The organism is Sphingomonas bacterium (assembly GCF_028289855.1).
In the GTDB taxonomy this organism is placed as follows: Bacteria; Pseudomonadota; Alphaproteobacteria; order Sphingomonadales; family Sphingomonadaceae; genus Sphingomonas.
Genome location: NZ_JAQGKZ010000077.1, coordinates 1 through 11,353, shown reverse-complemented (window position 1 = coordinate 11,353; position 11,353 = coordinate 1). Strand labels below are relative to the sequence as shown.

Here is an 11,353-nt window from a genome sequence, read left to right as displayed (position 1 = left end):
ATCAGGAAACTAGGGATTAGTTTCGGTGTTGGGAAGAAGGCGAAGATAGCAGCGCGGTCGTCCCCCTAGAGCGCCCCCGCCGCCTTCTTCCCACCCTCTTGGTGGAGTCACTCGACATGGGTCAGTTCACGCATCCCGACGGCACGCTCCCGACCATCCTGACCGTTCCCGGTCTCGGCGGCTCCGGCCCCAGCCACTGGCAGACCTTGTGGGAAAAGGCGCGGCCCGACACGCACCGGGTCGAGCTCGGGCTGTGGGACGCGCCGCACCGCAACGCCTGGGTGACTCAGATCGACCAGGCGGTGCGCCAGGCGCAGGCGCCGGTGATCTTCGCCGCGCACTCGCTCGGCTGCTTGGCGGTAGCGTGGTGGGCGGAGATGAGCCCGCAGCCTTATGGTTGGCCGGTCGCCGGCGCGTTGCTCGTCGCCCCCGCCGACGCCGACCGCGGCGATTGCGCCGCCGAGTTGAAAGGCTTCGCGCCGACGCCAAAGAAGGCCCTCCCCTTCCCCTCGATCCTCGTCGCGTCGAGCGACGATCCGTGGATCGAGATCAGCCGGGCGCGCAGCATGGCGTCGTTCTGGGGCAGCCACTTCATCGACGCCGGGCCGCAAGGTCATTTGAACGCCGCGAGCGGGATCGGCTGGTGGGAAGAAGGCCGCCAATTGCTCGACCGGGTGATCGCAGCGAGCGGCGACCGGTCGGGCCACGCGCTGGCGCCGAGCGAGGCACGGTCGGTGCTGGCGATCAACGCCACCGACGCCGCGCAGGAGCATTATCTGGGGCGGTGATACAGCCAATAGAGGCGAGCCAACCTTAGGGCGACATCAGAGCCATCTCGACGCCTAGCGTCGGGCGGCAATGATCCGCTCGCGGATAACGATTGCCTCTGCTTGCGCCTCGAACATCAGGCTCTCGATCGCGGCCAGTCGATCCCAATAGCTTTTCCACAAGTCGGATCCGACTAGGGCTTCGAGCTCGACCTTTTCGATCTCGCCCCAAGTCTCGTATCGTTCGAGTACGGCGATGCGCTCCTCAATGTCGGTGACGCCTCGCGATCCAGGCGAACCCTTGGCCAATCCCGCCATCCAACGCCGCCACTCCTGCCCGCTTTTCGATTGATTGCAGGGGCCGCAGGCCGGAACCAAGTTTCTGATTTCGTTGAAATACCCTGTTGGGCGTTTTCCGCTGACCAATGGTCTCAAATGATCCCAATCGGTGGCATTGCCCCCGCAATAAACACAACGGATCGATTCCTCATCCATACCCAGAACGCGCAAAGCTTCCGCTCGCGCATCGTCGGTCGGCTCTTCACTTGGAATGATCGCCTGCACAAAACCGTTCGTGACGGACGAAGTTCGGCTGGTAATCTTTAGCGGTTTGCGAAACTTCAAGGGCTTACGCCCGCGCGCCTTCAATCACGCCGGCATCGTTATGCCGCAACGCCTTCAGCACGGTCTCGACGATCGCGTCGGCATCCAGCCCCGCCTCGGCATATTGTAACTCGGGCTTGTCCTGGTCCTGGAACGCGTCGGGCAAGCGCATCGTGCGGAGTTTGAGGCCGGCGTCGATCAGCCCGGTATCGCTCGCCAGGGTCAGGACGTGCGCGCCGAGGCCGCCGATCGATGCTTCCTCGATCGTCACCGCGACTTCGTGGCTGGTCAGCAGCTTGCGGATCAGTTCCTCGTCGAGCGGCTTGGCGAAGCGCAGGTCGGCGACAGTCGTCGACAGGCCCTTCGCCTCCAACGCGTCGGCGGCCTTGAGCGCTTCGACCAACCGCGTGCCGAGGGAGAGGATCGCGACCTTCTTGCCCTCACGGACGATCCGGCCCTTGCCGATCGGCAGTTGCTGCGCGACTTCGGGCAGCGCGACGCCGGTGCCATTGCCGCGCGGGTAACGCACCGCGATCGGGCCGCTGTCGTGGAGCGCTGCGGTGTGGGTCATGTGGACCAACTCCGCCTCATCCGCCGCGGCCATTACCACGAAGTTGGGTAACGTAGCCAGATAGGTTACATCGAAGCTGCCCGCATGCGTCGCGCCGTCGGCACCAACCAATCCTGCGCGGTCGATCGCGAACCGCACCGGTAAATTCTGGATCGCGACATCGTGCACGACCTGATCGTAGGCGCGCTGCAGGAAGGTCGAATAGATCGCGCAGAACGGCCGCATCCCCTGCGCCGCAAGTCCCGCGGCGAACGTCACCGCATGCTGTTCGGCGATGCCAACGTCAAAGGTGCGGTCGGGGAACGCCTTGGCGAAACGGTCGAGCCCGGTGCCACCCGGCATCGCCGCAGTGATCGCGACGATCGTGGGATCGGCCTGGGCATCCTTGATCAGCTGGTCGGCGAAGACGTTCTGGTACGCCGGCGGCCCCGGCGGCGCCTTCGCCTGCGTGCCGGTGATGACGTCGAATTTCTGCACGCCGTGATATTTGTCCGCCGCGGCTTCCGCCGGGCCATAGCCCTTGCCCTTCTTGGTCACGACATGGACCAGGATCGGGCCGTGTTCGCTGTCGCGCACATTCTCCAGCACCGGGATCAGGTGATCGAGATTGTGCCCGTCGATCGGCCCGACATAGTAAAAGCCAAGTTCCTCGAACAAGGTCCCGCCGGTCACCATGCCGCGAGTGAACTCCTCGGCCTTTTGCGCGGCGTTGTGGATGCGGCGCGAAATCTTCGCGGTGATACGCTTGGCCAGGCTGCGCAGCCCCAAATACTCGCTCGATGACACCATCCGCGCGAGATACGCCGACAGCCCGCCGACCGGCGGCGCGATCGACATGTCGTTGTCGTTGAGGATGACGATCAGCCGGTTGCCCGCGGCCTCGGCGTTGTTCATCGCTTCGTACGCCATCCCCGCCGACATCGCGCCGTCGCCGATCACCGCGATCGCCTTGCCGGGCTTGCCCGCCAGCTTGTTGGCGATCGCGAAGCCCAGCGCAGCCGATATCGAGGTCGACGAATGCGCCGCGCCGAACGGATCGTATTCGCTCTCGCTGCGCTTGGTGAAGCCGCTAAGTCCCCCGCCCATGCGCAACGTGCGAATGCGGTCGCGCCGCCCGGTCAGGATCTTGTGCGGATAGCATTGATGCCCGACGTCCCAGATCAGCCGGTCGTCGGGCGTATTGAACACGTAATGGATCGCGGTGGTGAGCTCCACCACGCCAAGCCCCGAGCCGAGATGTCCGCCGGTCACGCCGACCGCCGAAATCACTTCCTCGCGCAACTCGTCGGCGAGTTGGCGTAACTGCGCGGGCTTGAGTGTGCGGAGGTCGGCGGGCGTCGAAACGGTATCGAGCAGCGGCGTCGGGGGGAGATCGGCCATCCGGTGACTCTAGCGTAGCGGGAAACGGGTGTCGATTGATCGTGTTAGGCCAGTAGAGGGGGGACGGCATCAACGCCGCCGCCGGGCTCGAGGATCCGGCCCAGTCTCGTTATTACCCGCGAAACCGTTCAGCAACAGAACGACGCCAATCACGACGATGCCGGCATAGGGCATGAAGATATAGAGCAAGGAAATGCCGCGGCGGTTCGTGTCGTGCAGCCGGCGTATCATGACGGCGATCAACGGCAGGCAAACGACGATTGCCGTCGCGACGCCTTGCAAGGTGTTCGATTCCGGACCGGCGAACGACCCGATCGCCCCCATCAGCGCACCCGCGACCGCACAAGCGGCGAAGGTCGCGAACAACTCGGTACGAGTCGCGCGGCCGTGAAAATCGGGCGCATAACGAAGCGCCGCCTTCGCCAGCGTGACGGCGAGCTGTGTGCGCGGCGGCGTTTCCGCTTCGGCAGTCACGATCCGACCGCCATCGCGGCTACGCGGATCAACAGCAGCACCAGCCACGCGATCCACATCCACCCGAACCAGCTCACGCCGCCAACGCTCGGCGGCCGCTCGCGTAAGTCGTCAACCGGCGCGACATCCGCCCACATCGCAACGTGATCGGCGTCGAACAGGCTCTCCACGGCGGGATTATGATAACGGATACTCGCGAGCAGTTGCGCGATCGGCGCCTTCAACCTGATGCGATGATCGAGCAGCATCGCCTTGGGAGCCCGGCGTTGAAGTACCACAAACGGCTCATGCCAGCGATGACCGGGGTCGCGCAGCGACGCGATGCAATCGAGATCGTCGGCGCGTTGCGCGACATAGCCGATCGCCGGCCGCTGCCTGGCGGCGTCGCGTTCGGCCATCCACCCGAAATGTTCGACGACCGCCGGGATCACCGCGTCCGATGCGGGCTGGCCATGGGCAAGGACATGGGCCAGCCAGTCTTCGGTTTCGGCGGCATAATCGATCTGCGCCATGCGGTCGTCGGCGAGCAAGGCGGCGACCGCGTCGCGCAAACGTTGTTGATCGGGCGACGATCCATCCTCGGGAAACAACGCCTCCCCCACCCGCCGGCGTGGATCGTCCTCGGGTTCGGCCAGCGCGACATCGCGATCGGATGCGGTATCGGCCGAGCGATCCATCGCCCCGACCGGTGGATTGTCGATCGGCATTTCGAACGACGATGGCTCGTCGGCCCATTCGGTCGCGTCGTCGATCGTGGAGTCCGCCATCCTGTCGGCTGCTGCCTCGGCGCCGGCCAGCGCGCTTCGCAGCTTCAGGAAACCGTCGATGTCGCGGTCGGGATCGATCGTCTTCAGCTTGGCGGCATAGGCGCGCCGGATCGTCTTTTTATCGGGCGTCGGCTCGATTCCCAGCGACCGCCACGCGGCCTTCGCCTGCATCATAGGTACCGTTCGCCTTCGATCGAATCGAGCTGTTTCAACAACTCGGTTCGCGCTCCCTCGATCTGGCGCGGATCCTGGCCTTCGAGCACGGTTTCGAATTGACCGGTGATCGCGCCGATATAGTCGCGGGCGTCGCCCAGCGAATCTTCGTAACATCGCCGTGCGCGCGTCATCGCCGCCGTATTGGCTGCTTCGTCGCGCGGATGAACCTTCAGGCCGGCGAGCGCCGCGCGGCGCTGGTCGAGCTGAGCGACAAGGTGCGAATCCTCACGGTCGTAAATCAGCGCCTGTTTACGGATTTCGGTCCCCGGAATGGTGACATCGACCTCGAGCAGGCCCGAGGTATCATAGGTAAATCGGCAATCGACCCCGACCTGCCCGGCCGGCCGGCGCGGCACCTCGATTTCGATTCCACCCAGTTCGACGTTGTTGCTCACCTCACGCGATTCGCCCTGATAGATACCGAGCTTGATCGACGGCTGGTTGTCGACCAGCGTGAAGAAGCGGTTGACGCGGCTGGCCGGAATCACCGTATTGCGTTCGATGATCGGAGCGAACAGGCCGGACCGCAACCCGCCGCGTCCGTCACGTTCGGCGACATCGACACCCAGCGTGAACGGACAAACATCGGTCAGCCGGATTTCCTCCAGATCGGCATCGCGCGCCTTCAATCCGGCCTGGATTGCCGCGCCCAGCGCGACGGCGTGGTCGGGGTGGACCGTCGCGTTGGGAAAACGGCCGAACATCCGCGTCGCCGCACGGCGCACGATCGGCATCCGAGTCGCGCCGCCAACCAGGACGATCTCGGCAAGCGCATCGACCCTGACCCCGCCGTCGCGCAACGACCGCAGGACCGGGTCGCGCAGCCGGGCGAGCAGCGGTTCCGCGCGCTCCTCGAATTCGGCGGCGGTAATCGTCACGGCATATTCCTGACCGCCCCACACGAAACGGTAATTGGCGTCGTCGCGGTCGCTCAACGTCCGCCGCGCGCGCTCGGCCGCCGCGCGCATCACCTCGTGCAGTCCGGCCGGGTCGCCACGATCGGCGACGGCGGCGGCCAGCTTGATTGTCGCCAGATCGATCAGCGTCTGGTTGAAATCCTCACCGCCCAGCCGGTTGTCGCCGGATGACGAGCGCACCTCGATAATGCCGTCGAATATCTCGACGAGCGAAACGTCGAACGTGCCGCCGCCCAGATCGAAGATCAGGAAGGGCGCGTGCTCGCTCGTATCGTGAATGCCGTAAGCGAGCGCGGCGGCGGTCGGCTCGTTGATCAGCCGTTCGACCTTCAGCCCGGCTAGTTCGCCGGCGCGGCGCGTCGCGCGGCGTTGCTTGTCGTTGAAATAGGCCGGGACGGTAATGACCGCGCGAGTCACCGCCGTGTCGAGAAATGCCTCGGCATCGGCCTTCAGGCTGCGGAGCACCATCGCGGACAGTTCGTCAGGCCCATAATCGCGTCGGCCGAGCCTCAGTTTGTGCGTCGTGCCCATATACCGCTTGAACGCGGTGGCGGTGACGTCCGGATGGGTCGGTTGCCGATCGCGCGCCGGCAGGCCGACCAGCAATGCGCCGTCGTCGCCCAAGCTGACAGCGGATGGGGTCAGGAAATCGCCCAGCGCGTTGGGAATAAGTTCGGCCGCGCCGTCGCGCCAAACGGCGGCAGCGCTATTGGTGGTTCCCAGATCGATCCCGATTATCACGCTCATCCCCCGATGCGGGACATTCGATATCAAAAAGCTGACGCTATTCCAGCATTTTGGCGCCCGTAACGGCAGCGCTGGCGGCGTTTTTTCAGCGTAACCATCGGCGTATCGCAGGAAATGTCGGCTCGCCTTGCCCGGCGCGCGCGCAGATGCCGTAATATTGCAGCATCGGCACGCCGATATCGCCGCCGCCGTCGAACAACTCGGCGAGCCACCCGCCCTCGCCCTTATAGCCGTGATCGTGAAACAGCGTGCGAGAGTCGATCCCTGCTGCCCGCGCGGCGGCATAGGACCAGGCAATCGCCGCCATCTCGTCGCCGCCATCGCTGTCGAATTCGCTGACCGTCGGACGAAGCGCGGGGTCGGTCACCGCGATATGCCCCGCTTCGTGGAGCAGATCGCCGGGCCATTGCAGCCGGGCGGGGTCGTAGAGCAGCACGCCGTTGCGCACCGCGATGGCGGGCAGGAAGCCGTCGTCGGGCAGGATCGCGGGCTCGATCGTGATGCCGACCGAGCGAACGAAGGTTACGATTCGATCGGTCAGTGCGGCGGCGGTGTCATCCATCAGCCTTCTTTAGCGACCCACTCCGGGCGAAGACCAGCAAACGTTCACCCCCGCAATGCGAACGAAAAAGGGCGGTCCGCCCGGCGGACCGCCCCCTTCACTCGGCGAGCGTGGGCTTATTGTACGCCGCGAGCCGCCTTTTCGATGAAAGCGGCCACGATGGCTGGCTTCGACACGTAGATGGCATGGCTGCCCGCAGATTCCTCGACCTTCGCGCCAGCCCGGCCCGCCATGAAGCGCTGCGCCGCAGGTGGGATCATCTTGTCGTCGGTGGCGACGAGGTACCAACTCGGCTTCACGCGCCATGCCGGCTCGGTCACCGCGCCCTGTAGCGCCGCAAGACCCCAAGGCACCTGCGAGTCCCCCATGAACTGCGCGAGGTCGGGCTTGACGTCTGCGGCGAACGACGCGGCGAACTTGCTGCTGTCGAGGAACAGATAACCGTCCTTCGGGGGCAGGATCGGCGGCACCGGTGCGCCGGGCGCTGGATTGGCGATCAGCGAGGCAACCGATTCGCCCTTATCGGGGGCGAAGGCGGTGATGTAGACCAGCCCCGCGACCTTGGGGTCGGTACCGGCTTCGGAAACAACCACGCCGCCATAGGAATGGCCGACCAGGATCACCTTGCCATCGGCGGCGGCGATCGCGCGCTTGGTCACCGCGACATCGTCGGCGAGCGAGTCGGTCGGGTTCTGGACGATCGTGACCTTGTACCCGTCCTTCTTGAGGATCTTGTAGACGTCCATCCAGCCCGAGCCATCGACGAAGCCGCCATGGACGAGCACGATCGACTTGACCGGCGTAGCCTTGTCGGCGCCGGCATAAGCGGGAGCGGCACCGAGCGCGATCGAGGCGGCGGCAGCGGCGGCGAGAATCTTCTTGGTCATGTCAGTCTCCTTCCTATATGTTAGCACGATAATCATTATCGCGATATATACTAATAGGCTTGTGTAAAATGCATTGTCCAGCTAAAACTTATCGCGATAATGATTATTTCCATAAGTCACTGGATTACTTGAGGAGATTTTTGGTGCCGCCCACCGCGAACGACCCGCTACCGCTCGACGAGCAGCTGTGCTTTTCGCTTTACTCGACCTCGATCGCGATCAATCGGATGTACAAGCCGATGCTCGATTCGCTCGGTCTGACCTATCCACAATATCTCGTTTTGAGCGCGCTGTGGGAAGAGGACGGCCTGACCATATCGGCAATCGCCGGGCGGCTGGCGCTTGAGTCGAGCACCATCACGCCTTTGGTCAAACGGCTCGAAGCGGCCGGTTTCGTCAAGCGTCAGCGCAACGCAGTCGACGAGCGTCAGGTCAATGTAAGCCTGACCGCGAAGGGCCGCGGTTTGCGGCGCGAGGCATCATGTCTGACCGATGCGTTGCTCGCGCATTCAGGACTGAAGATACCCGACATGGTCGCGCTCACCGGTCAAATCCGCAAATTGCGACGGGCGCTGACGAGCGAAACGCCGGCGGAGTAAAACGGCACGAAAAAGGGCGGCCCGTCGCCGGACCGCCCCTTTCGCGAACAACAAGTTCGTTGCCGTTATCGCTTGCTGAACTGGAAGCTCTTGCGGGCCTTCGCCTTGCCGTACTTCTTGCGCTCGACGGTGCGGCTGTCGCGGGTCAGGAAGCCGGCGCGCTTCACCTGCGTGCGCAGGATCGGCTCGTACTTCGTGATCGCCTGGCTGATGCCGTGCTTGACCGCGCCGGCCTGACCCGAGAGACCACCGCCCTTGACGGTCGCGACGACGTCATACTGGCCCTCGCGCTCGGCGATGCCGAACACCTGGTTGATGACGAGGCGCAACGTCGGGCGCGCAAAGTACGATTCGAACTCGCGGCCGTTGATCGTGATCTTGCCGGTGCCCGGCTTGATCCAGACGCGCGCGACGGCGTCCTTGCGGCGGCCGGTCGCATAGGCGCGGCCCTGCGCGTCGATGATCTGTTCGCGCAACGGCATCGGCTCGGGGGCCGGGCCGCTATTGTTGACCGGTGCGTCGGCGATGACGGCGTCCGGAGTCTGACCCGCGGCGCCGGTGTTGATCACGCTGCCGAGATCGGCGAGGGACTGGCGTTCATCAGCCATTATGCACCCACCTTATTCTTGCGGCTCATCGCCGCGATGTCCAAAACTTCGGGGTTCTGCGCTTCGTGCGGATGCTCGGAACCCGCGAAGATGCGCAGGTTGCGCAGCTGCTGACGGCCCAGCGGCCCGCGCGGGATCATCCGTTCGACGGCCTTTTCCAGCACGCGCTCGGGGAAACGACCCTCGAGCACCTTGCCGGCGGTGATCGACTTGATCCCGCCGGGATAACCGGTGTGCTTGTAATAGATCTTGTCCGACAGCTTCTTGCCGGTGAACTTCACCTTGTCGGCGTTGATGACGATGACATTGTCACCGCAATCGACATGCGGGGTGTAGCTGGTCTTGTGCTTGCCGCGCAGCACGTTGGCGATCACCACCGCGGCGCGACCGACCACCAGGTCGGTGGCATCGACGATGTGCCATTTCTTTTCCACTTCGTACGGCTTGACCGACTTGGTGGTCTTCATCAGCGCCTTCATGGGCTGTGACCTTTTCGCTTATGTCCAAAAACAGAAGCGCGGCCCCAAAGGGACCGCGTTCGTTGGCGGCCAAATGCAATCGAGAGGCCACAAAGTCAAGCAAAACCGCGCTTTTGCTGACGGGTATTATGATACCGGCGCGGTTCTGGCCCGTCCAATGGCGTGCACGCCCCAAGCCACCGCGATCACCAGCAGCGCCCCGACCAGCTGGTGTAACCCGGCCAGCGTCACGTTCACGCCGCTCATCACCGTCGCGACACCGAGCACGATCTGCGTCCCGAACGCGATGTGGATCGCGATCGAGGCGCGGCGGTCGAACGGCTTCACCTTGCGCGCAAGTATCACCAGCATCGCCACCACGACCCACGCCCACCAGCGATGGATGAAATGAACGATGGCCGGATCGTCGAACAACATCGTGCCGAGCGATTCGCCGCTTTGGGTCGCGCCCGGAAAGAGCTGCCCGTTCATCAGCGGCCAGTCCTTCGCGACCAGTCCGGCGCGCAAGCCCGCCATCAACGCACCGTACAATAGCTGCACCGTCAGGATCGCCGCCCCGAGGAAACCCAAGCCGGTCAGCCGCGCCGGTCGTGCCGCCGGGTCACGCGCCAGCGCGCGCAGGTCGAGCGCGGTCCACACCATGCCGGCGAGCGTGAAGAGCGCGGTGAGCAGGTGGATCGCGAGCCACACCGGCGCGACCTCTGTGCGATGCGTCAACCCCGACCGTACCATCAGCCAGCCGAACGTGCCCTGCAGGCAAATCAGCGCGAACAGCGCGAACAGCCGCCAGAAATACCCGCGCGGGATTTGCCGCCGCGCGGCGAACCACACGAGCGGGATCAAATACGCGAGGCCGATAATTCGCCCGAGGAAGCGGTGGAGATATTCCCAAAAGAAAATCGCCTGAAACCCGGCCAGCGTCATGCCGTGGTTGATCGCCTCGTACTGCGGGATGCGGCGGTAATTGGCGAACTCGGCCTGCCACTGCGCGTCGGTCAGCGGCGGGATCGCCCCGGTGAGCGGTTTCCATTCGGTGATCGAGAGGCCCGATTCGGTAAGGCGCGTGACGCCGCCCACAACCACGATCGCGACGATCAGGAAGGCGACGAAGTGTAACCACGCGGCGATGGTGCGCGGTGTCGCGCGGTCGAGTTCACTCACCGGGCAACTCCTTCACCGTTCGCCCCGAGCCTGTCGAAGGGCGTGCCAAGAACACGTGCTTCGACAAGCTCAGCACGAACGGGAGAGAAAATCAGTTGGCGGCCGTCCGCGCGTTCTGCCCGTCACCTTCGGGCGCGGCGACGATGTCGCGCGTGGTGCCGCCCTTGTCGACGATCTTGGTATCCGGATCGCCGGCATCGGAGCGCACGCCTGGGCTAGCCGAATCGCCACCCGCCTGGTCGAGCGTCGAGCGCTCCGCCTGGCTGCGCGGCGCGGCGCCGCCGAACAGAGCGTCGAGCGCCTGCGCCGACGGGTTGTTGTCCTGCGGGCGGGCGACACCCGGCTGCGGCGGGCGCAGCGAGAAATCGGGGGGTACGACCAACGGCTGGCTGCGCGCGACGGCATATTCATCGGGGCGCGCGCGGTCGTAACCGCGCTTGGCGCAACCGCTCAGCACCAGGGCCACACTCGCGATGGCGACGATCGACACAACCTTACGCATTCGAATTCTCCACTTCGCTCGGCTCTATGCGCGGCTTGTCACGGACCAGCAAGGCGCGCGCGAGCAGGATGAGCACCCCCACCGTAATCGCCGCGTCGGCAAGATTGAAGGTC

General features: G+C 64.6%; 13 protein-coding genes and 1 pseudogene. 2 read left to right on the top strand and 12 right to left on the bottom strand.

Features of this window, described 5'->3' with window-relative positions:
* The first annotated feature begins 116 nt into the window (after window positions 1-116).
* Window positions 117-788 (top strand): alpha/beta hydrolase, encoded by a 672-nt coding sequence (locus JWM94_RS08680; RefSeq protein WP_299425069.1) that lies wholly within the window; start codon window positions 117-119, stop codon window positions 786-788.
* A gap of 54 nt (window positions 789-842) precedes the next feature.
* Here the strand turns inward: JWM94_RS08680 and JWM94_RS08675 are convergent, their stop codons facing one another.
* From JWM94_RS08675 to JWM94_RS08645, 7 genes are all read right to left on the bottom strand, one after another.
* Window positions 843-1,391 (bottom strand): HNH endonuclease, encoded by a 549-nt coding sequence (locus JWM94_RS08675; RefSeq protein ID WP_299425067.1) that lies wholly within the window; start codon window positions 1,389-1,391, stop codon window positions 843-845.
* A gap of 4 nt (window positions 1,392-1,395) precedes the next feature.
* Window positions 1,396-3,321 (bottom strand): 1-deoxy-D-xylulose-5-phosphate synthase, encoded by a 1,926-nt coding sequence (gene dxs / locus JWM94_RS08670; RefSeq protein ID WP_299425064.1) that lies wholly within the window; start codon window positions 3,319-3,321, stop codon window positions 1,396-1,398.
* 69 nt (window positions 3,322-3,390) lie between these two features.
* The gene (locus JWM94_RS08665; RefSeq protein WP_299425061.1) at window positions 3,391-3,795 is read right to left on the bottom strand and encodes a DUF805 domain-containing protein; all 405 of its coding nucleotides are present in this window, start codon (window positions 3,793-3,795) and stop codon (window positions 3,391-3,393) included.
* Window positions 3,792-4,736, bottom strand: a complete 945-nt coding sequence (locus tag JWM94_RS08660; protein WP_299425058.1) for a hypothetical protein — start codon at window positions 4,734-4,736, stop codon at window positions 3,792-3,794. Before JWM94_RS08660 ends, JWM94_RS08665 begins: the two co-directional genes overlap by 4 nt.
* Window positions 4,733-6,442 carry an Hsp70 family protein gene (locus JWM94_RS08655; RefSeq protein WP_367185875.1) on the bottom strand — a complete coding sequence of 570 codons (1,710 nt, stop codon included), beginning with the start codon at window positions 6,440-6,442 and terminating at the stop codon, window positions 4,733-4,735. Before JWM94_RS08655 ends, JWM94_RS08660 begins: the two co-directional genes overlap by 4 nt.
* An 85-nt stretch (window positions 6,443-6,527) precedes the next feature.
* Entirely contained in the window at window positions 6,528-7,004 is a 477-nt protein-coding gene (locus tag JWM94_RS08650; protein WP_299425055.1) for a hypothetical protein, read from the bottom strand.
* Between the two features lie 116 nt (window positions 7,005-7,120).
* On the bottom strand, window positions 7,121-7,891 hold the full coding sequence (locus tag JWM94_RS08645) for an alpha/beta hydrolase (protein WP_299425052.1): 771 nt from the start codon (window positions 7,889-7,891) through the stop codon (window positions 7,121-7,123).
* A 143-nt stretch (window positions 7,892-8,034) separates the two neighbouring features.
* Between JWM94_RS08645 and JWM94_RS08640 the strand changes: the two genes are divergently transcribed.
* The gene (locus JWM94_RS08640; protein ID WP_299425049.1) at window positions 8,035-8,490 is read left to right on the top strand and encodes a MarR family winged helix-turn-helix transcriptional regulator; all 456 of its coding nucleotides are present in this window, start codon (window positions 8,035-8,037) and stop codon (window positions 8,488-8,490) included.
* 65 nt (window positions 8,491-8,555) lie between these two features.
* Here the strand turns inward: JWM94_RS08640 and rpsI are convergent, their stop codons facing one another.
* The 5 genes and pseudogenes from rpsI to JWM94_RS08615 all read right to left on the bottom strand — a co-directional run.
* Window positions 8,556-9,098 carry a 30S ribosomal protein S9 gene (rpsI, locus tag JWM94_RS08635; RefSeq protein WP_299425046.1) on the bottom strand — a complete coding sequence of 181 codons (543 nt, stop codon included), beginning with the start codon at window positions 9,096-9,098 and terminating at the stop codon, window positions 8,556-8,558.
* Window positions 9,098-9,577, bottom strand: a complete 480-nt coding sequence (gene rplM / locus JWM94_RS08630) for a 50S ribosomal protein L13 (RefSeq protein ID WP_299425043.1) — start codon at window positions 9,575-9,577, stop codon at window positions 9,098-9,100. Before rplM ends, rpsI begins: the two co-directional genes overlap by 1 nt.
* 126 nt (window positions 9,578-9,703) lie before the next feature.
* Window positions 9,704-10,738 (bottom strand): COX15/CtaA family protein, encoded by a 1,035-nt coding sequence (locus JWM94_RS08625; protein ID WP_299425040.1) that lies wholly within the window; start codon window positions 10,736-10,738, stop codon window positions 9,704-9,706.
* 91 nt (window positions 10,739-10,829) lie between these two features.
* Window positions 10,830-11,240 (bottom strand): DUF3035 domain-containing protein, encoded by a 411-nt coding sequence (locus JWM94_RS08620; RefSeq protein ID WP_299425038.1) that lies wholly within the window; start codon window positions 11,238-11,240, stop codon window positions 10,830-10,832.
* A pseudogene (locus JWM94_RS08615) lies at window positions 11,233-11,353 on the bottom strand (signal peptidase II); the annotation flags it as partial. The pseudogene JWM94_RS08615 and the gene JWM94_RS08620, both read right to left, overlap by 8 nt.